Source organism: Bradyrhizobium iriomotense (assembly GCF_018129405.1).
Classification (GTDB): domain Bacteria; phylum Pseudomonadota; class Alphaproteobacteria; order Rhizobiales; family Xanthobacteraceae; genus Bradyrhizobium; species Bradyrhizobium iriomotense_B.
In genome coordinates, this window is sequence record NZ_JAFCLP010000001.1 from 358145 (window position 1) to 377421 (window position 19277).

General features: G+C 65.7%; 15 protein-coding genes. 14 read left to right on the forward strand and 1 reads right to left on the reverse strand.

Annotated features, from left to right (window positions below; all coding sequences use genetic code 11):
• The first annotated feature begins 175 nt into the window (after positions 1 to 175).
• The 11 genes from oxlT (at position 176) to JQ592_RS01510 (ending at position 13216) form a co-directional block, all read left to right on the forward strand.
• Entirely contained in the window at positions 176 to 1498 is a 1323-nt protein-coding gene (gene oxlT, locus JQ592_RS01460) for an oxalate/formate MFS antiporter (RefSeq protein ID WP_211401146.1), read from the forward strand.
• Positions 1499 to 1673: 175 nt separating this feature from the next.
• Positions 1674 to 2102 (forward strand): CBS domain-containing protein, encoded by a 429-nt coding sequence (locus tag JQ592_RS01465; RefSeq protein WP_211401147.1) that lies wholly within the window; start codon positions 1674 to 1676, stop codon positions 2100 to 2102.
• Positions 2103 to 2205: 103 nt separating this feature from the next.
• Positions 2206 to 3225 (forward strand): 2-dehydropantoate 2-reductase, encoded by a 1020-nt coding sequence (locus tag JQ592_RS01470; protein ID WP_211401148.1) that lies wholly within the window; start codon positions 2206 to 2208, stop codon positions 3223 to 3225.
• On the forward strand, positions 3225 to 4010 hold the full coding sequence (locus JQ592_RS01475) for a fumarylacetoacetate hydrolase family protein (RefSeq protein WP_211401149.1): 786 nt from the start codon (positions 3225 to 3227) through the stop codon (positions 4008 to 4010). Before JQ592_RS01470 ends, JQ592_RS01475 begins: the two co-directional genes overlap by 1 nt.
• Positions 4011 to 4188: 178 nt before the next feature.
• On the forward strand, positions 4189 to 5595 hold the full coding sequence (locus JQ592_RS01480) for a hypothetical protein (protein WP_211401150.1): 1407 nt from the start codon (positions 4189 to 4191) through the stop codon (positions 5593 to 5595).
• 263 nt (positions 5596 to 5858) lie between these two features.
• The gene (locus tag JQ592_RS01485) at positions 5859 to 6062 is read left to right on the forward strand and encodes a hypothetical protein (protein ID WP_211401151.1); all 204 of its coding nucleotides are present in this window, start codon (positions 5859 to 5861) and stop codon (positions 6060 to 6062) included.
• A gap of 46 nt (positions 6063 to 6108) precedes the next feature.
• Entirely contained in the window at positions 6109 to 6759 is a 651-nt protein-coding gene (locus JQ592_RS01490) for a hypothetical protein (protein ID WP_211401152.1), read from the forward strand.
• Positions 6760 to 7105: 346 nt separating this feature from the next.
• Positions 7106 to 8101, forward strand: coding sequence for an NAD(P)H-dependent flavin oxidoreductase (locus JQ592_RS01495; RefSeq protein WP_211401153.1), 996 nt, complete (start codon positions 7106 to 7108; stop codon positions 8099 to 8101).
• A 25-nt stretch (positions 8102 to 8126) separates the two neighbouring features.
• The gene (locus tag JQ592_RS01500) at positions 8127 to 9098 is read left to right on the forward strand and encodes a zinc-binding dehydrogenase (RefSeq protein WP_211401154.1); all 972 of its coding nucleotides are present in this window, start codon (positions 8127 to 8129) and stop codon (positions 9096 to 9098) included.
• Positions 9099 to 9267: 169 nt separating this feature from the next.
• On the forward strand, positions 9268 to 10659 hold the full coding sequence (locus JQ592_RS01505) for a cation-efflux pump (protein ID WP_211401155.1): 1392 nt from the start codon (positions 9268 to 9270) through the stop codon (positions 10657 to 10659).
• A 226-nt stretch (positions 10660 to 10885) separates the two neighbouring features.
• Positions 10886 to 13216 (forward strand): ATP-binding protein, encoded by a 2331-nt coding sequence (locus JQ592_RS01510; protein ID WP_211401156.1) that lies wholly within the window; start codon positions 10886 to 10888, stop codon positions 13214 to 13216.
• Positions 13217 to 13218: 2 nt separating this feature from the next.
• Here the strand turns inward: JQ592_RS01510 and JQ592_RS01515 are convergent, their stop codons facing one another.
• Positions 13219 to 14112 (reverse strand): LysR family transcriptional regulator, encoded by an 894-nt coding sequence (locus tag JQ592_RS01515; RefSeq protein WP_211401157.1) that lies wholly within the window; start codon positions 14110 to 14112, stop codon positions 13219 to 13221.
• A 224-nt stretch (positions 14113 to 14336) separates the two neighbouring features.
• Here JQ592_RS01515 and JQ592_RS01520 point away from each other — a divergent pair, with 224 nt between their 5' ends.
• From JQ592_RS01520 to fdhF, 3 genes are read left to right on the forward strand one after another with little or no spacing between them, the layout of a single operon-like run.
• Positions 14337 to 14825 (forward strand): formate dehydrogenase subunit gamma, encoded by a 489-nt coding sequence (locus JQ592_RS01520; protein WP_211401158.1) that lies wholly within the window; start codon positions 14337 to 14339, stop codon positions 14823 to 14825.
• Positions 14822 to 16378 carry a formate dehydrogenase beta subunit gene (locus JQ592_RS01525; RefSeq protein ID WP_211401159.1) on the forward strand — a complete coding sequence of 519 codons (1557 nt, stop codon included), beginning with the start codon at positions 14822 to 14824 and terminating at the stop codon, positions 16376 to 16378. The genes JQ592_RS01520 and JQ592_RS01525 overlap by 4 nt, the downstream gene beginning before the upstream one ends.
• 10 nt (positions 16379 to 16388) lie before the next feature.
• Positions 16389 to 19274 carry a formate dehydrogenase subunit alpha gene (fdhF, locus tag JQ592_RS01530; protein WP_211401160.1) on the forward strand — a complete coding sequence of 962 codons (2886 nt, stop codon included), beginning with the start codon at positions 16389 to 16391 and terminating at the stop codon, positions 19272 to 19274.
• Positions 19275 to 19277 lie beyond the last annotated feature (3 nt).

Genomic DNA, 19277 nt, shown 5'->3' on the forward strand with positions numbered 1-19277 from the left:
TTCCGAATGGAACCCGCAATTTCTTGGGGCGGGGAGCCAAGTTAGGACTTGCATTCTGGAATATGGTATACCAAGCTCCCCGCCGCGCTTGCGACGATAAGCCACAACATTTGCGACACTGGGTCATCTTGCAATCCCAAGCCGCAATCAATCAGGCGCGTTGGGAGGTTTCTTGATGATTTCCAGCACGGACGGCGCCGTCACGGCCGCGCCTCTTCGCACCGGTTTCCGCTGGCTCCAGCTCGCCATGGGCATCGTCTGCATGGCGATGATCGCCAACCTGCAATATGGCTGGACGCTGTTCGTCGATCCGATCGATGCCGCGCACCATTGGGGACGCGCCGCGATCCAGCTCGCCTTCACCATCTTCGTCGTCACCGAGACCTGGCTGGTGCCGGTCGAGGCCTGGTTCGTCGACAAATACGGCCCGCGCATCGTCATCATGTTCGGCGGCGTGATGATCGCACTGTCCTGGGTGCTCAACTCCTACGCCGACTCGCTCACTTTGCTCTATGCGGCCGCGATCGTCGGCGGCATGGGCGCCGGCGCGGTGTACGGCACCTGTGTCGGCAACGCGCTGAAATGGTTTCCCGACCGCCGTGGCCTTGCCGCCGGCGCGACCGCCGCGGGCTTCGGCGCGGGCGCCGCGCTCACCATCGTCCCGATCGCGACCATGATCGCATCGAGCGGCTACCAGCAGGCGTTCCTCACTTTCGGCATCGGCCAGGGCCTGATCGTGTTCGTGCTCGCCTTTTTCATCCAGCCGCCACGGCTCTCGATCCCACCGAAGAAGAAGCAGCTCAATTTGCCGCAGACCAAGATCGACTTCACCCCGCCGCAAGTGCTGCGTACCCCTATTTTCTGGGTGATGTACCTCGTCTTCGTCATGGTCGCCTCCGGCGGCCTGATGACTGCGGCGCAGATCGGCCCGATCGCGCACGACTACAAGATCGCCGACACGCCGGTGACGCTCGCCGGCTTCCAGATGGCGGCGCTGACCTTCGCGATCTCGCTCGACCGCATCTTCGACGGCTTCGGACGCCCCTTCTTCGGCTGGGTCTCCGACACGATCGGCCGCGAGCCCACCATGTTCATCGCCTTCGGCACCGCCGCGGTGATGCTCTTGACGCTGTCGGCTTATGGCCAAAATCCTGTTGTCTTCGTGCTCGCGACAGCGGTGTATTTCGGCGTGTTCGGCGAGATCTACTCGCTGTTCCCCGCGACCTGCGGCGACACCTTCGGCTCGAAGTTCGCAACGACCAACAACGGCATGCTCTACACCGCCAAGGGCACCGCCTCCCTGCTCGTCCCGCTCGCTAGCGTGATCTCGGCAACGTATGGCTGGAAGGCCGTGTTCGTGGTGGCGGTGGCGCTGAATGCAACGGCCGCGCTGATGGCGCTGTTCGTCATCAAGCCGCTGCGCCGCTCCTTCATCCTCGGCAAGGAAGCCGAGACCGCCGACACGGCGACCGGCAGCGCCAAGACCGAGACGGCGTAAGCCGCCACAGACCAGAGCTTTCAAAGAGGGGCGCAGCGATGCGCCCCTTTCTTTTTGGCCGACGACAAACGTCAGTATTGCTGCCGCAAGATTTTTCGGATCAGCCAAATCCAGCGCTTGACGATTGGCATTATGTATACCACACTTCACCTGTCATTCACCCAGGGAGGTCGCAATGCTGGTCGGAGACATTCTGCGCAAGAAGACGCCGCGCGTTGTCACGGTGCGAATGAACGAAACGGTGGGTATCGCCGCCAAGCTGATGCGCGCCAACAATATCAGCGCGCTGGTGGTCAAGGACGTGGTCCGCTCCGAGGGCAACACCGCAGTCGGCATGTTCACCGAGCGCGACGTGGTGCGCGCCGTCGCCGAGCACGGCGCCAATGCCATCAACGTCAAGGTCTCGCAGCTCGTGTCGGTGCAGCAGCTCGTGTCCTGCACCTCCTCGGATACGATCGAGCATGTTCGCCACCTGATGAATCGGCATCACATCCGCCATTTGCCGGTCATCGACGATTACAGCCTCGTCTCGGTCATCAGCATGCGCGACATCGCCGCTGCCATGGACGAGGCGATCAACGGCACGCCGCAAGCGGCAGCCTAAACAGCGGCAACACTTCCCCTGCGACTACCGGCCCCGGCTCGGATCCTTCCGAGCCGGACCGGATCTTTCGTCCCAAATTCCGGTCTCTGCTCGCGAGGATTTCATGAAGATCTGCATCTACGGCGCCGGCGCGATCGGCGGATATCTCGGGGTTCAGCTCGCGCGTGCGGGCGCCGACGTCAGCCTGGTCGCACGCGGCGCGCATCTCGCCGCGATGCGCGAGCGCGGCCTGACGCTGCTCGCCGGCGAGGAGACGCACACCGTGCATCCGCGCTGCACCGACGATCCCACTGAACTCGGCGTGCAGGACTACATCATCATCACGCTGAAGGCGCATTCGATCACCGGGGTGATCGAGAAGATGCAGCCGCTGCTCGGGCCCCACACCCGCATCGTCACCGCCGTCAACGGCATCCCCTATTGGTATTTCTACAAGCACGGCGGCCAATACGAGAACTCGACGCTGGAGAGCATCGACCCCGGCGCTCGGCAATGGCGCGAGATCGGCGCCGAGCGCGCCATCGGCTGCATCGTCTATCCCGCCACCGAGATCGAGGCGCCCGGCGTGATCCGCCATGTCTACGGCAACAATTTTCCGCTCGGCGAGCCCTCCGGCGAGATCACGTCCGACGTGCAGCGCCTCGCGGACCTGTTCGTCGCAGCCGGCCTGAAGGCCCCGGTGCTCGACCGCATCCGCGACGAGATCTGGCTAAAACTCTGGGGCAATGTCTGCTTCAACCCGATCAGCGCGCTGACCCACGCCACGCTCGACGTGATCTGCACTGATCCCGCCACACGCGCGCTGTCGCGCGCGATCATGGTGGAGACCCAAGGCATCGCCGAGACCTTCGGCGTCAAATTCCGCGTCGACGTCGAGCGCCGCATCGAGGGCGCACGCAAGGTCGGCGCGCACAAGACCTCGATGCTGCAGGATCTCGAGCGTGGCCGCCCGATGGAGATCGACCCGCTCGTCACCGTCGTGCAGGAGATGGGCCGCCTCACCGGCATCGCGACGCCCGCGCTCGACTCGGTGCTGGCGATGGTGACCCAGCGCGCCCGCATCGCCGGCCTCTATGACGGCACCTCCGCGCCATCAGATCCGCGCGCACTGGCGGTGGCGTGATGGCGGGCGAGATCAAGCACTGGCTCCGTTTTCGCCATGGCGGCACGACCGGCTTCGGCACGCTGACATCCTCGGGCATCAGCGTGCATGAGGGCGAGATGTTCGGCCGCAACACGGCGACCGGCAAGACTTTAGCGCCGTCGGAGGTCGAGCTGCTCGCGCCCTGCGCGCCCAGCAAGATCGTCGCGCTCTGGAATAACTTCCACGCACTCGCGGCCAAACTGAACCAGCCTGAGCCGCCGGAGCCGCTCTATCTGCTGAAGGCCACCACCAGCATCACGACGCCCGGCGCCGTGATCCGTCGCCCCTCTTATTACGACGGCAAGACGACATACGAAGGCGAGCTTGGCATCGTCGTCGGCAAGACCTGTTCCCGCGTGTCGCCTGCCGAAGCCGACGGCTTCATCTTCGGCTACACCTGCGTCAACGACATCACCGCCAACGACATCCTGACCAGCGATCCCACTTTCCCGCAATGGGCGCGCGCCAAGGGTATCGACGATTACGGCCCGTTCGGTCCCGTGATCGCGACCGGCCTCGATCCGGCAAAACTCAACGTGCGCACCATCCTCAACGGCGCCGAGCGGCAGAACTATCCGATCTCGGACATGATCCTCACCGCGCAGGAACTGGTCAGCAAGATCTCCCACGACATGACCCTGCTCCCCGGCGACCTCATCGCGGTCGGCACCTCGGTCGGCGTCGGCGTGATGAAGGAGCCGGTGAATACGGTCACCGTTGCGATCGACGGCATCGGCGAGCTCACCAACGAGTTTCGGCTGTAGCCCTCTCTGTCATTCCGGGGCGCGGGAAAACCCGGCAATCCCAGCAACGTCCTCCAGCAATCGGCGGACGCAACCAACCGTGGATCGCGCGATCCGTAGGCCGCCGCGCCCCTTGATCTCGGTTCCGCTCTCCAATAGCAACTATGGCGAAAATGTGTGCCGGCGTGAGGAATTCACGATGTGGCTGTTTTTCCTGGTTGCCTGGTTTGCCCTGCTCGCCGCCATCGCGATCCTCGCCCAGCAGGCGTTCGGTTACGACGTCGGTCACCTGCCGGCCTGGTTCGCGGCCCTGTCGATGCCGCAACGCATCGCGGCCGGCACGATCCCGGCCGCAGGCCTGGCGCTGATCGGCGCAACCGCCTGGCGGCTCTCGCGCCAGGACCGGCGCCTCGACACGCTGCGCGACCGCCTGAAGAAGACCCGGGAAGACGTCGTCGTCGCCCACGCCCTGCAAAACCACCTCGACGCCACCGTCCAGCACCTGATCGAGAGCGATCCACGGGAGGCCGTCTCCGCCCTTCACGACAAGCTCGGCGAGACCGAGCAGCGCGCGCTGTTGCAGCAGGGCCGCAACGAGGCCACCGACATGCACGACCAGCTCGCCGAGATCCGCCGCCGCCAGCAGGCGCTGCGCGAGATGGTCGGCAAGGTCGCCGATCAGCGCCGTGCGGTCGAGCCCGTCTTCACCGAGATCCGCGACCGCCAGAACCAGCTCGAACGCTCCCTGCACGACCTCGAGACCGACGACCGCAAGAACAACCTCGCCGACCGTCTGAAGGACATCGCGCGCGACGTGTCGGCACTGCTGACGCGGGTGAGTGCGGTCCAGGACACGTTCGCGACCCTCAATCAGTACAAGGAGGATCTGGCGAAATCCCATGCCGAGCTGACGCCGCTGCGCTCGACCGATGCCGGCATCAATGCCCTGATCGGCGAGCTCAGCCTCAGCCATGACCGCCTCGAAAAAAGCATCGACGAGCTCGAGACCGGCGGCGAAGCGCCGCTCGGCGGCCGCGTCGAGACGCTTTCGAAGAACAAGATCGAGATCGAGCAGCGCCTCGCCCGCATCGACGACAGCTTCAACATCCTGAAGGGCATCCGGCTCGATTTCGAGGAGCTCGGTCAGCGCCGGGTCCAGCTCGAACGCGCCATCGCGGAGGTCGAGACCGATGGCGACGGCAAGAGCCTCACCGAGCGCCAGAATGCGCTGAACGATTTCGTTCTTCAGTCGCGCCAGCGCCTCGGCGCGTTGCAGGAGACGCTGGCGACGCTGAACACCTTCAAGACCGAGCTGTCGAAGTCGCAGGCCGACCTCGTCCCGCTGAAGGCTCCGGTGTTCGGCATCGAGGCCATGATCGCGGAGGTCAGCACCACCCGCGACCTCCTCGCCAAAACCGTCGGCGAGATCGAGGCGAACGCGGGCGTGACGCTGGCCTCGCGCGTCGATGCGCTGACGAAAAGCAAGCGCGAGGTCGAAGACCGCCTCGCCCGCGTCTTCGAGAACTTCAACACGCTCGATGCCTTGCGCAAGGACATCGGCGGCATCTTCGCGACGATCCGGAATAGTTTAAACCGGATCGGGTGAGCACAGCTGCTGTAGCCCGGATGAGCGAAGCGACATCCGGGGACGGACGATCCGCAAAGCACCCCGGATATCGCTGCGCTCATCCGGGCTACGACACCGCCGCCCGCCCTCCGAAACATCCAGACACATCACATCTGCGCGCGTCCGATCAATGCCGCCAACATGTCCCGCGCTCGCCGCAACTTGGACGCATTCGGCCGCCCTTCTGTGAGGCGTGTCTGGGGGCACGGCACCGCCGTGTTTGGACCAAACCTTCTAGGGGTATGACTGTGAAGAAGATTGTATTTGTTCTGGGCGCTACGCTTGCTCTGGTGACGGCCGCCAATGCCGCAGATCTGCCGCGCCGCCAGCCCGTGCCGGTCTATCCGGCGGAGCAGCCGCCGATCGGCAAGATGCCGATTGGCAAGAGCCCGGTCGGCAAGGCCCCGATCGGCAAGGCCCCCGGCCCGGTCGCGGCGCGCTACTGACGCGCAGAGTCTAGCGTAAGCGGCCGACAGTCGAAGGGGGCATCGCGTGACGAACAAAGCTGATCGATCGGGATCCTGCATTCTCGCGGGGCTCGCCCTCGCGGCGATGATCGCATGCACGACGCCCACGGCCTCGGCCCACGAAGCGAACAAGCGCGTTGCCGAAGCCAACGCGCTTGCTACCACCGAGACCGCATCGCGACCTCAGCCGCAAGCGACGCGGCGTCCCGTCGCGCGCGCGGAGAAAGGCCCTTACTACGTCGACTTCCGCGCCCGGACGGCGGCGAGCTGGGGCCACGCCTTCGTCTGGTACGGCAAGACCAGCGAGAAGGCGGTCGAGGTCGCGGGCCTCACGCCGGCCGGCGAGACGCTCGCTTACGTGCTCGGTCACATCACCTTCGTGCCGTCCGAGACCGGCCCGAGCTACGGCGATCTCGATCCGGAATATCTGACCGCGAACTACCGGGTCTACCTGAACGAGGCTGACGCCAAGCGCGTGTTCGCCTACATCAAGAAATTGCAGGCGAACTCGCCGGTCTGGAACGCCGAGACCGCCAACTGCACCGGCTTCATCGGCGACATCGCCGAATTCATGGGCCTCGAGGTCCCCAACCGCTGGCAACGTCCGGAAAACTTCGTCAACCGGCTGAAGGAAATGAACGGCGGCCGGCAGATGGTGCGGCTGTCGGCGGAGTAGCGGTACAGGTACCTCCCCGGTGTCGTCCCGGCGAAGGCCGGGACCCATACCGCGAGGTCTGTCGATTGTGGGCGGTCGGAATACCGAACAACGAATCTTCGCCAAACCTCTGCCTGTGGTTATGGGTCCCGGCCTTCGCCGGGACGACGGCGAAGAATGTGGGAGCGCCTTTCTCTCTCTTGGATAGGGGCATCGGAAATTGTCCGCCCCGCGGAATCTCCCTCATCGCCGCATGAGGTCCCGCCTTCGCTGCACACCCCCGCAATAGACTTTTCCCACCCCCAGCGGCATCCTGCCGCCATCAAGCAATAACAGAGCGCCACGCGGGGCTCGGGGGAAACGCATCATGTTGCAGACACGGTTCACCAAGCTCGTCGGCGTCGAGCACCCGATCGTCCAGGGCGGTATGCAATGGGTCGGGCGTGCCGAGCTGGTCGCTGCCGTCGCCAATGCCGGCGCGCTCGGCTTCATCACGGCACTGACGCAGCCGACGCCGGAGGACCTGACGAAGGAGATCGCGCGCTGCCGCGACCTCACCGACAAGCCGTTCGGCGTCAACCTCACCATCCTGCCCGCGATCAAGCCGCCGCCTTACGCCGAATACCGCGCCGCCATCATCGAGGCCGGCATCAAGGTGGTCGAGACCGCCGGCAACAAGCCGCAGGAGCATGTCGACGAGTTCAAACGGCACGGCGTCAAGGTCGTGCACAAATGCACCAGCGTCCGCCACGCCCTCTCGGCCGAGCGGATGGGCGTCGACGCCATCTCGATCGACGGTTTTGAATGCGCCGGGCATCCCGGTGAAGACGACACCCCTGGCCTGATCCTGATCCCGGCCGCCGCCAACAAGGTCAAGATCCCCATGATCGCCTCCGGCGGCTTTGCCGATGCGCGCGGTCTCGTCGCAGCGCTGGCGCTGGGTGCCGATGGCATCAACATGGGCACCCGCTTCATGGCGACCAAGGAGAGCCCGATCCACCAGTCCATCAAGGAGAAGATCGTCGCCAATGACGAGCGCGAGACCGAGCTGATCTTCCGCACCATGCGCAACACCTCGCGCGTCGCCAAGAACGCCGTCTCGACCAAGGTCGTCGCGATGGAGAAGGAGGGCGCCAAGTTCGAGGATATCCGCGAGCTCGTTGCCGGTGCCCGCGGCAAGATGGTCTACGCCACCGGCAATTCCGACGAAGGCATCTGGTCGGCCGGCCAGGTGCAGGGCCTGATCCAGGACATCCCGAGCTGCGCCGAGCTCGTCTCCCGCATCGTGCGCGAGGCGGAGGCAATCATCCGCAGCCGGCTCGAAGGCATGATCTTTCAGCCGCAACGCGAAGCGGCGGAATAGTCACGGCAAGAAGCGAGAGTAATTCATGAAGGCTTACGTCTACGGCCCTGAGGGCGCTCGAATTTCCGACGTCGCTCAACCAAAACCCAAAGGCACGCAGGTGCTGGTGAAGGTCCGCGCCTGTGGCCTCAACCGCGCCGATACCGGCATGCGCAAGGGCCACGCTCATGGTGCGGCCGGCGGCGTCGGCACCGTGCTCGGGATGGAATGGGCCGGCGAGGTCGCCGAGCTCGGGCCCGATGCAAAGGGCTTAGAGATCGGCGACCGCATCATGGGATCGGGCGGCGCAGCGTTTGCCGAATACACGCTGGCCGATCACGGCCGGCTATTCCGCGCGCCTTCGAACATGAATTTCGAGGAGGCCGCCACCCTCCCCGTCGCGCTGGCGACCATGCACAACGCCGTCGTCACCGTCGGCGGCGTGCAGCCCGGGCAAGCCGTGCTGATCCAGGGCGCCAGCTCCGGCGTCGGCCTGATGGCGATGCAAATTGCAAAGCTCAAGGGCGCAAAGCTCGTGATCGGCTCGTCGACCGATCCCTATCGCCGCGGCCGGCTGAAGGAATATGGCGCCGACCTCGCGGTCGATTCCTCCGACCCCAAATGGGTGGACGAGGTGCTGAAGGCGACGAACGGCGAAGGCGTCGACCTCATCGTCGACCAGGTCTCGGGCAAGCTCGCCAACCAGAACCTCGCCGCGACCAAGGTTTTGGGCCGCATCGTCAATGTCGGCCGGCTCGGCGGCACCCATGCCGATTTCAACTTCGACCTGCATGCCGCGCGCCGCATCAGCTATATCGGCGTCACCTTCCGCACCCGCACCATCGAGGAAGTCCGCGAGATCTTCGATGAGGTCCGCAAGGACATCTGGGGCGCGGTGGAGTCGCGCAAGCTGCAATTGCCGATCGACAAGGTGTACGCGTTCGACGACATCGACAAGGCGTTCGAGCACATGGAGGCGAACAAGCATCTGGGAAAGATCGTGGTGACGGTGCCGTAGATGTCATTCCGGGGCGCCTGAAGGGCAAACCCGGAATCTCGAGATTCCGGGATCGCCTTCGGCGCCCCGGAATGACGAGGCCGAGGAAGCATCCGCTCCTGCAACTCACTTGCGACTAGAGCTGTGGATCGCCGCTTGATGTTCACCCCCGCCCTGCTAAATCCCCGCCATGAGCGCACAGCACAACAAAACGTCGGTCGCGGCCATCTCGATCTTCGCCAGCGGCGGCATGGCGGCGGCCAAGTTCGTGGTGGGCGTGGCGATCGGCTCGCTGGCGCTGATCTCCGAGGCCCTGCACTCCTCGATCGACCTGATCGCGACCATCATCACCTGGGCAGTGGTGCGGGTGTCCGACAAGCCGGCGGACGAGGAGCACCATTACGGCCACGGCAAGCTGGAGAGCATCTCGGCGCTGGGCGTCACCGCCCTGCTCTACGTGCTCGCCGGCGGCATCCTGGTCGAAGCCTATAGCCGGTTGCGCGAGGGAACACCGCCGCCGACCATCTCGGCCGTGCCGTTCGTGGTGCTGGTGGCCGACATTGCCGTCAATCTCTGGCGTGCCCGCGCCCTGCACCGCGCCGCGCGCGAGACCCGGAGCCAGGCGCTCGCCGCCGATGCGCTGCACTTCGCCTCCGACGTCATGGGCTCCTGCGCCGTCATCGTGGGCCTGATCCTCGCCGCCCTCGGCTTCTGGTGGGGCGATGCCGCGGCCGCCGCCGCGGTCGCCGTGATGATCGCCGCGCTCGGCCTGCGCATGGCCGGCTCGACCGTGCAGACGCTGCTCGACCGCGCGCCGGAGGGCGCGCAGGAAAAGGCCAGGGCCGCGATCCGCAGTGTAGCAGGCGTGATCGACGTCGAGCGGCTGCGCGTGCGCATGGTCGGGGCGACCACCTTCATCGACACCATCGCAAAGGTGCCGCGGACCTACCCGATCGACCGCGTCGAGGACATCAAGCGCAAGGCACAGGCCGCCCTCGACAAGGCGTTCGGTGACGCCGACCTCACCTTCACCCCGGTCCCGGTCGCGCGCAACAACGAGACCGTCCGCGACCGCATCATGGTGATCGCGCGCAATTCGAGCCTCGCCATCCACCACGTCACGGTGCACGACTTGAGTACGAATCAAGATTTGGGCGCCAAGCTGATCGTCAGCATCGATCTCGAGGTCGACGCCGGGATGCGGCTCGACGCGGCCCATGACGTCGCCAACACGCTGGAGCGCAACATCCAGGAGGAGTTCGGCGAGGACGTCGAGGTCGACGTCCACATCGAGCCGCTGGAACCGGAATTGCCGTTCGGCGTGGATGCCGCGCCGGAGAGGGTACAGACCATCGCCGCCGCGCTGGCCGAGTTCGCCGGCGAAGGCGAGATCCACGACATCCATAATGTGCGCGTCCGCAACACCGATGCCGGCGAGATCGTCAACTTCCACTGCCGCGCTGCGCCGTCGATGAGCGTGATCAGGGTGCACGAGCATGTCGATGCGATCGAGCGCGCATTGCGCCGCGCGTTCCCGAGCGTGAAGCGCGTCATCAGTCACGCCGAGCCGCCGCGCGCATGACGCAGGATGTGCGCGGAGTTACACGTTCTCGTTTCGGACTCCTCGCGCCCGTGGGTTTGCGGACGCGCGATGCGCAAACTGCGCGTTGGATAAGAATAATTTCGCGTTAACGATTCGTTGACTCTCGACAGCCCGGCAAAACTGGATTCAAATCGGTCTGATTCGGAAGCGACGTGGGGCTGCCTCCGAACTCAAGTTGCAAGCTAGTTTTCAGGGGGCCGAAGGCATGTCGCGTGCAGACGCCGCGAACGCGTGCGTCCAATCCGATTCGATCAAGGGATTGGCGCAATCGATCGCGAAACCTGCCTATCACCGGCTCCTGATCGCGGAGCCGGCGTTGCGCCGTGCCGTGCCGACGCTCATCATCGCATTCCTGATCACGATCTGCCTCGGCGCGTTCGTGCAGGTCGTCGATCAGACGCGCCAGAAGCGGCTGGTGATCAGGCATGACATCTCCGCGCTCGCCGACCTGCTTGCCGAGCGCATCGACCGCCTCACCTCGGCGCGGATCGATCGGCAGAAGAACATCGAGCGCCTGCCGACGCTGCTGCCCGACCTGATCCCGTCCTGGGGCACGGCCTCCGGCCGCCACGTCATCGTCACCTCGGCCGGGATCGATCGCCGCCTCCTCGCCCGCATTCCCATCGACAGCGACCCTTCCGGCAATGACCGCCTGCTCGATGCCATCACCACGGCGCAGCTGCTCGCGGCGCCGCCGCGCGACGGCAACGTCTCCGACATGACGCTGCCGAGCGGCAATGCCGCGATGGCCACCTCGCGGCAGATCAAGTCGCTGCCCGGCTTCGTCACCGTGATCCAGGAGCGCAACGAGCCGATCTGGGGCTCGGACGCCGCGTTGTCGGTGACGCTGTCGGCGACCACCGGCTTCGTCGTCCTGATCCTGGGCTTTGCCTTCCACTGGCAGTCCACCCGCGCCCGCGAGGGCGACCTCATCAACGACGCCGTGCGCAGCCGGATCGACACCGCGCTGAACCGCGGCCGCTGCGGATTGTGGGACTGGGACCTGTCGCGCGGCCGGATCTTCTGGTCGCAATCGATGTTCTCGATGCTCGGCCTCGACGGCCGCAACGAGCTCCTCACCTTCGGCGAGGTCAATGCGCTGGTGAAGTCCGACGACATCGACCTGTTCGAGATCGCCGACCAGCTCATCTCCGAGAAGATCGACCACATCGACCAGACCTTCCGCATGCAGCACGTCGACGGTCACTGGATCTGGCTCCGCGTCCGCTGCGAAAAGACCAGCGGCGCGACCGATTCCAGCGTGCATCTGATCGGCATCGCCGTCGACATCACCGAGCAGAAGAGCCTCGCCGAGCGGACCGTCGAAGCGGATCTGCGGCTGCGCGACGCCATCGAGACCATTCCAGAGGCCTTCGTGCTGTGGGACGCGAGCGACCGCCTCGTGCTCTGCAACTCGCACTTCCAGCGCCTGCACAAGCTGCCCGACAGCGCCGTCATCCCCGGCACCTCCTACGAGACTGTGCTCGAGGTCGGCCGCATGCCGGAGGTGCGCACCCGCCACAACGAGACCGCTGCCCAAGGCCCGGGCGCGCGCACCTTCGAGGCCCAGCTCGACGACGGCAGCTGGCTGCACATCAGCGAGCGCCGCACCAAGGACGGCGGCTACGTCTCGGTCGGCACCGACATCACCCGCATCAAGGAGCACGAGCAGAAGCTGGTCGACAACGATCTGCGCCTGCGCGCCACCGTCATCGACCTCAAGCGCTCGCAGGCCGCCCTGGAACGCCAGACCAACGAGCTCGCCGACCTCGCCGAGAAGTACCAGCGCGAGAAGACCCGAGCCGAGGAAGCCAACCAGACCAAGTCGAAATTCCTCGCCAATATGAGCCACGAGCTGCGCACGCCGCTCAACGCCATCATCGGTTTCTCCGAGATCATGGGAAGCGGCATGTTCGGCGAGCTCGGCAGCGAGAAGTACCAGGAATACTGCCAGGACATCCTGACCAGCGGCCACTATCTGCTCGAGGTCATCAACGACATCCTCGACATGTCCAAGATCGAGGCCGGCCGCATGAAGCTCGACATGGAAGAGCTCGACCTCGCACGGACGCTCGCCGAATCCCTGCGCGTCGTCTCCGGCCGCGCTCACGACAAGCACCTGACGCTCGATGCCGACATCGGGACATCGATCTCGGTCGTCGCCGATCGCCGCGCCACCAAGCAGATCATCGTCAACCTGCTCTCCAACGCGGTGAAGTTCACGCCCGACGGCGGACGGATCGTGGTGCGCAGCCGGCAGCTCGACGACAGGATCGTGCTGATGATCGCCGACACAGGCATCGGCATCGCGCCGCATTCGCTGGCGCGGCTCGGACGCCCGTTCGAGCAGGTCGAGAGCCAGCTCACCAAGACCTATCACGGCTCGGGGCTGGGCCTCGCCATCGCCCGCTCGCTGGCGCAGCTCCACGGCGGCTCGATGCGGCTGCGCTCGAAGATCGATGTCGGCACCGTCGTCCGCGTGACCCTGCCGCGTGACGCCGTCAAGGCGGCGTCCGGGATATCGGCGGCGGCCTGACCCTACAATTGCAGCGACGGCGCGACTTCCCGCGCGACATTGACCAGCGCCGCGATCAGCGGCGTCATCGGATCGCGCTGCGGGATCACCATGCCGATGCTGTAATTGACCTCGGGGTCGACGATCGGGATCGAGCGCACCGTATCGGACAGGCCGAGCGTCTCGGCGAGCTTGGCCGGCATCACGCTGGCCCAGCGTCCCGTCTTCACATGCGTGAACAGCACCAGGAGCGAGTTCGAGGTTAGCGTCGGCGTCGCCTCCGCGCCGACCGAGCGCAGCGCGCGGTCGATGATGCGGCGGTTCTGCATGTCGGGCGTCAGCAGGCAGAGCGGCACCTGCCCGACCTCGGTCCAGGTCACCGTCTCGCGGTCGCCGAACATCGCATCCGGCGCGGTGAGCAGACGATAGCTCTCGTTGTAGAGCGGAATGGTGCGCACCTTGCCGATCGGCTCGTTCTCGATATAGGTCAGCCCCGCATCCACCTCGAGATTTTCGAGCAGGCCCAGCACCTCGGATGACGTCGTCGACTGGATGCGGAAGCGCACCTCGGGATGCCTCGCGCGGAACGGCGTCGTCAGCGCGGCGACCATGCCGAGCACGGTCGGGATCGCGGCGATGCGGATCTCGCCGGAGAGTTGGTGCTTCAGCCCGTTGATCTCGTCGCGCATGGCCCGCGCGTCGCCCACGATCCGCCGCGCCCAGTCCAGCGCCCGTTCGCCCTCGGGGGTGAAACCCTGGAAGCGGGAGCCGCGCTGGACCAGCATGACGCCGAGGATCTCCTCGAGCTGCTTCAGCCCGGTCGACATGGTCGGCTGGGTGACCCCGCAGGCCTCTGCCGCGCGTCCGAAATGCCGCTCCTTCGCCAGCGCCAGCAGCAGTTCAAGCTTGTCGATCAACCGGTCGTCCCCTCGGATTCTGTGTTGGCATGCAAGCTAGCATGCCGGGCCCGCACCAACACGCAAAAACCGGCAGCCGGTGCAATCTTCATTACCACTTTCTATCGATCGATTTCGGTTGCAAATCGATCTGAATTCGCAATCGCAGCATGAGACAGCTTTATTGATCTTCGAATGATTCCAAATACTTTGCGCTGAAGGAACGCTCAGGTTGAGAACCAACAATGACAACGCTTTACGAACCTCATTACGAGCCTTGGGACGAAGCGCGCGGCGCCGAGATCATCGCCGAACATGCCGGGCAGGAAGGTGCGACGCTGGTCATCCTGCACGCGCTGCAGGAAGCATTCGGCTACGTGCCGGAGGCGGCGATTCCCATGGTGGCGCAGGCGCTCAACCTGTCGCGCGCCGAGGTGCATGGCGTCTTCACTTTCTACCATGATTTCCGCCACAAGCCGGCCGGCCGCCACGTGCTGAAGCTGTGCCGCGCCGAAGCCTGCCAGGCTGCGGGCGGCGATGCGCTGGCTGCGCGCGCGGAGGCGAAGCTTGGCGTTGCCCTCGGCAACACGACGGCCGACGATCGCGTCACGCTGGAGCCGATCTACTGCCTCGGTCTGTGCGCGACCGCCCCGTCCGCGATGCTCGACGGCCGCCTCATTGGCCGGCTCGACCAGAAACGCCTCGATGCACTGGTCGCGGAGGCACAGCGATGAGCATGCGTCTCTTCGTCTCCCGCGATGCGGGTGCGGTCGCTGTCGGCGCAGATGAGGTTGCGCTGGCGCTGGAGCAGGCTGCGGCCAAGCGCGGCGTTGCGATCGAGATCGTCAGGACCGGCTCGCGCGGCATGTACTGGCTGGAGCCGCTGGTCGAGGTCGCGACACCTCAGGGCCGGATCGCCTTCGGTCCTGTGACCGAGTCCGACGTGCCCTCCCTGCTCGACGCGCTCGCCAGCAACACGCCGCATCTCTTGCGTCTCGGCGCGACCGACGAGATCCCCTGGCTGAAGCGCCAGACCCGCCTCACCTTCGCCCGTTGCGGCGTGATCGATCCGCGCTCGCTCGACGACTACCGCGCCCATGGCGGCTACAAAGGCCTGGAGCGCGCATTGTCGCTCGGCTCGGAGGCGATCCTCGCTGAGGTCACCGCATCCGGCCTGCGCGGCCGCGGCGGCGCCGGCTTCCCGACCGGCATCAAGTGGAAGACGGTCGCGCAGGCCAAGGCCGACCGCAAATTCATCGTCTGCAATGCCGACGAAGGCGACAGCGGCACCTTTGCCGACCGCATGATCATGGAAGGCGATCCCTTCCTGGTGATCGAGGGCATGACGACCGCCGGCATCACCGTCGGCGCGACCAAGGGCTACATCTACATCCGCAGCGAATATCCGCACGCGGTCGAGGCCATGAACGCGGCCATCCAGGCAGCCAAGCGCGGCGGCTACCTCGGCGACAAGATCGGCGGCTCCGCCTACAGCTTCGATCTCGAAGTCCGGGTCGGCGCCGGCGCCTATGTCTGCGGCGAGGAGACCTCGCTGCTGGAGAGTCTGGAAGGCCGTCGCGGCATCGTGCGCGCCAAGCCGCCGCTGCCGGCGCATCACGGCCTGTTCGGCAAGCCGACCGTCATCAACAACGTGCTGTCGTTCGCCGCGATCCCCTTCATCCTCGCCGAAGGCGCCAAGGCCTACGCGGATTTCGGCATGGGCCGCTCGCGCGGCACGATGCCGATCCAGCTCGCCGGCAACATCCGCCACGGCGGCCTGTTCGAGACCGCGTTCGGCGTGACGCTCGGCGAGCTCGTCGACGACATCGGCGGCGGCACCTTCACCGGCCGCCCGGTACGCGCCGTGCAGGTCGGCGGCCCGCTCGGCGCCTACTTCCCGCGTGCCCTGTTCGACACGCCGTTCGATTACGAGGCTTTTGCCGCGCGCGACGGCCTGATCGGCCATGGCGGCATCGTCGTGTTCGACGACAGCGTCGACATGCGCAGGCAGGCGCGTTTCGCGATGGAGTTCTGCGCCGTCGAATCCTGCGGCAAGTGCACGCCGTGCCGGATCGGCTCGACCCGCGGCGTCGAGACCATCGAGAAGATCATCAACGGCGAGCGCGTCCATGAAAACCTCGCGCTCGTCGAGGACCTCTGCAACACCATGAAATTCGGCTCGCTCTGCGCACTCGGCGGCTTCACGCCCTACCCCGTGCTCAGCGCGTTGAAGCACTTCCGGGAGGATTTCGCACCCATCCCGACCACGCTTCAGGCCGCGGAATAGGAGAACGACGATGTCTCTGATCGAAGAAATCGACTACGGCACGCCGCGTTCGAAATCGGAAACGATGGTGACGCTGACCATCGACGGCAACCAGGTCACGGTGCCCGAGGGCACCTCGATCATGCGTGCCGCGATGGACGCCGGCCACCAGATCCCGAAGCTTTGCGCGACCGACATGGTGGATGCATTCGGCTCCTGCCGCCTCTGCCTCGTCGAGATCGAGGGCCGCGCGGGGACGCCGGCCTCGTGCACCACGCCGGTCATGAACGGCCTCGTCGTGCACACCCAGACCGAGCGGCTGAAGAAGCTGCGCAAGGGCGTGATGGAACTCTACATCTCCGACCATCCGCTCGACTGCCTCACCTGCGGCGCCAACGGCGATTGCGAATTGCAGGACATGGCCGGTGCGGTCGGCCTGCGCGACGTGCGCTACGGCTATGAGGGCGAGAACCACGTCTTCGCCAAGACACCTGGAAAGACCGACGGCTGCACCAACGACCACTGGATGCCGAAGGACGAGTCCAACCCGTACTTCACCTATGATCCCTCCAAGTGCATCGTCTGCTCGCGCTGTGTCCGCGCCTGCGAGGAGGTGCAAGGCACCTTCGCGCTGACCATCTCGGGCCGCGGCTTCGACAGCCGGGTCTCGCCGGGCATGAGCGAAAGCTTCCTCGGCTCCGAATGCGTCTCCTGCGGCGCCTGCGTGCAGGCCTGCCCGACCGCGACGCTGACGGAAAAGTCCGTGATCGAGATCGGCCAGCCCGAACATTCGGTCGTCACCACCTGCGCCTATTGCGGCGTCGGCTGCGCCTTCAAGGCCGAGATGCGCGGCGAGGAAGTGGTGCGCATGGTGCCGTACAAGGACGGCAAGGCCAATCGCGGCCATTCCTGCGTCAAGGGCCGCTTCGCCTGGGGCTATACCAACCACAAGGAACGCATTCTCAAGCCGATGATCCGCGAGCGGATCGAGGATCCCTGGCGTGAAGTGTCCTGGGACGAGGCATTCTCGTTTGCCGCGGCGAAGATGCGCGGCATCCAGAAGAAGTACGGGCGCGACGCCATCGGCGGCATCACCTCGTCGCGCTGCACCAATGAAGAGACCTATCTGGTGCAGAAGCTGATCCGCGCCGGCTTCGGCAACAACAATGTCGACACCTGCGCCCGCGTCTGCCACTCGCCGACCGGCTATGGCCTCGCCACCACCTTCGGCACCTCCGCCGGCACGCAGGATTTCGACTCGGTCGAGGACACCGACGTCGTCGTCGTGATCGGCGCTAATCCGGCCTCCGCTCACCCCGTCTTCGCCTCGCGCCTGAAGAAGCGGCTGCGCCAGGGCGCCAAGCTGATCGTGATCGATCCGCGCCGCACCGAGATGGTGGAATCGCCGCATGTGAAGGCGCTGCACCTGCCCCTGATGCCCGGCACCAATGTCGCGGTCATGACCGCGCTGGCGCATGTCATCGTCACCGAAGGCCTCGTCAACGAAGCTTTCGTGCGCGAGCGCTGCGACTGGAGCGAGTTCGAGGAATGGGCGGCCTTCGTGGCCCAGCCGAACAACAGCCCGGAAGCCACCGCCATCCTCACCGGCGTCGATCCCAAGGCGCTGCGCGAAGCCGCGCGGACCTACGCCACCGGCGGCAACGGCGCGATCTATTACGGCCTCGGCGTCACCGAGCACAGCCAGGGTTCGACCACCGTGATCGCGATCGCGAACCTTGCGATGGTAACCGGCAATATCGGCCGTCCCGGCGTCGGCGTGAACCCGCTGCGCGGCCAGAACAACGTGCAGGGCTCCTGCGACATGGGCTCGTTCCCGCACGAGCTGCCCGGCTATCGCCACATCTCGGGCGACGCCGTGCGCGACCAGTTCGAGGCGCTCTGGAACGTCAAGCTCAACCCCGAGCCGGGCCTGCGCATTCCCAACATGTTCGACGCTGCGGTCGAAGGCACGTTCATGGGGATCTACGTGCAGGGCGAGGACATCCTGCAGTCCGACCCCAACACCAGCCACGTGGTGGCGGCACTCTCGGCGATGGAATGCGTCATCGTCCACGACCTCTTCCTGAACGAGACCGCGAACTACGCCCACGTCTTCCTGCCCGGCTCGAGCTTCCTCGAGAAGGACGGCACCTTCACCAACGCCGAGCGCCGCATCCAGCGCGTGCGCAAGGTGATGACGCCGAAGAACGGCATGGCCGACTGGGAGGTCACCATCGGCCTTGCCAAGGCGATGGGCTTCGAGATGAAGTACAGCCACCCCTCCGAGATCATGGACGAGATCGCGGCGCTGACCCCGACTTTCGCCGGCGTCTCCTACGCCAAGCTCGACGAGCTCGGCTCGGTGCAGTGGCCTTGCAACGAGAAGGCGCCCGAAGGCACGCCGGTGATGCATATCGACGGCTTCGTCCGCGGCAAGGGCAAGTTCGTCGTCACCGAATATGTCGCGACCGACGAGCGCACCGGCCCGCGCTATCCGCTGCTGCTCACCACGGGCCGCATCCTCAGCCAGTACAATGTCGGCGCGCAGACGCGGCGCACCGACAACGTGGTCTGGCATGCCGAGGATCGCCTCGAGATCCATCCGCACGATGCCGAGCAGCGCGGCGTGCGCGACGGCGACTGGGTGCGGCTGAAGAGCCGCGCCGGCGAGACCACGCTGCGCGCGGAGATCACCGACCGCGTCGCGCCCGGCGTCGTCTACACCACCTTCCACCACCCGGACACGCAGGCCAACGTCATCACCACGGACTATTCGGACTGGGCGACCAACTGCCCCGAATACAAGGTGACGGCGGTGCAGGTCTCGCCCTCGAACGGCCCGTCCGACTGGCAGAAGGCCTACGACGCGCAGGCGCGGCAATCCCGCCGCATCGTACCGGCCGAGGCCGCGGAGTAACGG

Coding starts and splice junctions, on each gene's coding strand:
- JQ592_RS01480 (WP_211401150.1), top strand. CDS start 4,189: ATGTGGCTGTTTTTCCTGGTTGCCTGGTTTGCCCTGCTCGCCGCCATC.
- JQ592_RS01510 (WP_211401156.1), top strand. CDS start 10,886: ATGTCGCGTGCAGACGCCGCGAACGCGTGCGTCCAATCCGATTCGATC.
- JQ592_RS01520 (WP_211401158.1), top strand. CDS start 14,337: ATGACAACGCTTTACGAACCTCATTACGAGCCTTGGGACGAAGCGCGC.
- JQ592_RS01470 (WP_211401148.1), top strand. CDS start 2,206: ATGAAGATCTGCATCTACGGCGCCGGCGCGATCGGCGGATATCTCGGG.
- JQ592_RS01500 (WP_211401154.1), top strand. CDS start 8,127: ATGAAGGCTTACGTCTACGGCCCTGAGGGCGCTCGAATTTCCGACGTC.
- JQ592_RS01475 (WP_211401149.1), top strand. CDS start 3,225: ATGGCGGGCGAGATCAAGCACTGGCTCCGTTTTCGCCATGGCGGCACG.
- JQ592_RS01525 (WP_211401159.1), top strand. CDS start 14,822: ATGAGCATGCGTCTCTTCGTCTCCCGCGATGCGGGTGCGGTCGCTGTC.
- JQ592_RS01465 (WP_211401147.1), top strand. CDS start 1,674: ATGCTGGTCGGAGACATTCTGCGCAAGAAGACGCCGCGCGTTGTCACG.
- JQ592_RS01485 (WP_211401151.1), top strand. CDS start 5,859: ATGACTGTGAAGAAGATTGTATTTGTTCTGGGCGCTACGCTTGCTCTG.
- fdhF (WP_211401160.1), top strand. CDS start 16,389: ATGTCTCTGATCGAAGAAATCGACTACGGCACGCCGCGTTCGAAATCG.
- oxlT (WP_211401146.1), top strand. CDS start 176: ATGATTTCCAGCACGGACGGCGCCGTCACGGCCGCGCCTCTTCGCACC.
- JQ592_RS01505 (WP_211401155.1), top strand. CDS start 9,268: ATGAGCGCACAGCACAACAAAACGTCGGTCGCGGCCATCTCGATCTTC.
- JQ592_RS01495 (WP_211401153.1), top strand. CDS start 7,106: ATGTTGCAGACACGGTTCACCAAGCTCGTCGGCGTCGAGCACCCGATC.